The following is a 2,362-nucleotide window of genomic DNA, read 5'->3' on the forward strand; positions in this document are numbered from 1 at the left end:
GTACAACCTGCTGCGCTTCCAAATGGCACGGATGGCGTACAGCCTGAAAGGAGTGCACCCTTGCCAGCTCAGCTTCAATCAGGCGGCGGGGATGATCATCAAGGAGTTGACAATCTTGCCGGCAGTCTCACCGGGTAAAGTGCCATCTGTTATCAAGGCGATGACAGAGATGGCAGCCACTTTCGTGTTGCCGACAAGGCGAGAGCGGCGTTATCCCCGGGCATTAAAGAGCAGCCCATGCCGCTACCCCGTGAGAAAGAAAAATGCCAGTCAGTTGGCTTAACTGACTGGCATTAGGGCACTGCCCCGGTTTTTTATCTGCAGCAACCACTCCGTGCCGGGCGGCTTACTGATTCCGGTCGAGACGGAATTCACCATCCGGACCGCTTAACAAACCCGGCCCAGACGGTATCTCGCGATTATCACTGTACTGGTAGGGTTGAGCGCCGCTGCAGGCCGCCATCAGACCTGCCAGCAGCACAATCGCCAAGCTTCGCATCCAAGCCATCGCAGCTCCTAGAATTTCACCCTGGCACCGGCGATAAGTGCATCTACATCCTGTAGATCTCCACCGGTCCGGTCAAGCTCGTAGGTACGCCAGCCGACATAGCCTTCGGTCGCCCAGGCATCGATTTTCTGTACCGCCTGCAGGCCATAGCTGGTGGCCTCGTCACCAACCAGCGCGACATCGTCAGAGCTGTGGTAATCGATCGAGAACGAGGTCATACCGGCGCTGTTCAGACGGGTCTGGTAGCCCAGCTTGCCGTAATAAAAGCTCGGATCCTCGCTACCACTGGCCAGGTCGCGCTCACCGGCCGCCAGTGTCAGGTTGACTCCGTTATCGAACAATATCGATACCGAACCGTTCACCTGGCCATCGACCGTACTGGAGTCCGGCTCCGAGTAGGCCAGCGCTCCCGCCACCTTGGCAGCGCCAAATTTCCCGGAGTACCTCAGTGCGGTATCCCAGGCATCCCCCTCTATCGCGCTGACCGCTACACTGAAGCCGCCGAAGGAGGGTGTGTCGTAACGCAGACGGTCCGCGCGGCCACGGCCATCGAAGTTGGCGAACACATCGCCAACCGCCGTGCCGGTCAGCGCACCACCGGCATCGCGAAACAAAATGCCACCGGCCATATCGGCTGTCGAGGAGTAACCGGCCAGGTCGGTGCCGGACAGGTCGACCTCCGAGGTATCCTCGGAAGCGGTCCAGCCCTGGCCCAACCACAACTTGCCGTAGCGCTTATGGTCGAAGTAGACCTCCAACCGGCGCTGGGTAAAGTGATCGTCACCCACTCCGGTATCGTCCAACTGGTTTACGTTGGCTGTGGAGTTGGACTCGAACTGCACCTCCAATGCCGCACCCACGGTCATCTCATCGGAGACATCCGCTTCGCCGATCACCCGCATCCGGGTTGAGGAAGCGTCGTTGTCGACGTGGTACACATTGCTGCTCTCGCCATCATCAGCCCACAACAAAGCACGATTAACCTGGCCGGAAACACTGACGCGGACTTTGTTGTTGCCGGAGGTCACAACCCGCTCCATGCTTCCAGCCGAGTTCGAAACCATCTGTACTTTGGCTTCCGCCGCTGCCGCCTTCTGCTCGGCCTGAAGCGTTTGCTTTTCCAACTGGTCCAGTCGTTTGTTCAGCGCTTCAATCTGCGCGCGCAGCATCTCGATCTCGTCGACGCCCGCCCGGGCGGTGGAAGCAAAAGCCAAGGTTGCTGAAACCGCAACGGCCAGCAAATTTCGTTGCATCTTCATACAGCCTTTCCCCTTCAAAAGTCTGCAATTAGACGACCGTAGGGAGACAAACCACAGCAGACAGCGTCGCCCCTCTGCCCGCGCTCACCTATTCGGTTGGTATTTATTTTCCAACCACTGCGTTCAAGTAATAGCAGGGAACTGGGACTTGTCTAATAATTCGCTTAATAAAACAGAACTAACAGTTTGTTTTAGAGAGACAACTCCGAATTTGACGTATGTAGCGGCCAGCCAACTGGAATTGCCGGTTTGATAGCAATACAGGGGTTAATCGGGGCATGCGCGCCCCGCGTATCTTTGCTGGCTGCCGGCGATGGTAAAAGCAGATGGGGCCAGCACCCCCGACCTCGACGCGACCGGGCTTGCTGGGATTGGATGCCTGGCGATGCCCTACTGTTGCCAGGCCGGGGAGCCCGCGACCGCCGCCGCGAGGGCGACGTCAACTGCCGGTTTAAGCAGATGGGATCGCCAGGTCTCGCTTGCCCCTGTCGGCTGCGAAGCCCGGCAGAACGAAAAAACCCCAGCCGCATGGCGACTGGGGTTCTTCGGGATTAGATGCTTGGCGATGACCTACTCTCACATGGGGAGACCCCAC

The 2,362-nt window shown here is 58.4% G+C and carries 1 protein-coding gene and 1 pseudogene; one reads left to right on the plus strand and one right to left on the minus strand.

What is annotated here, in order from left to right:
* Nucleotides 1–283 (plus strand): annotated as a pseudogene (locus K6T12_RS21330) (IS4 family transposase); the annotation flags it as partial.
* 233 nt (nt 284–516) lie between these two features.
* Here K6T12_RS21330 and K6T12_RS21335 read toward each other — a convergent pair.
* Complete coding sequence (locus K6T12_RS21335) at nt 517–1,767, minus strand: porin (RefSeq protein WP_222224992.1); 1,251 nt, start codon at nt 1,765–1,767, stop codon at nt 517–519.
* Nucleotides 1,768–2,362: the final 595 nt, after the last annotated feature.

The organism is Marinobacterium arenosum (assembly GCF_019795155.1).
Classification (GTDB): Bacteria; Pseudomonadota; Gammaproteobacteria; order Pseudomonadales; family Balneatricaceae; genus Marinobacterium_C; species Marinobacterium_C arenosum.

What these genes read in the sequence shown, in the direction of transcription:
- K6T12_RS21335 (WP_222224992.1), bottom strand. Translation starts at nt 1,767, where the DNA reads ATGAAGATGCAACGAAATTTGCTGGCCGTTGCGGTTTCAGCAACCTTG.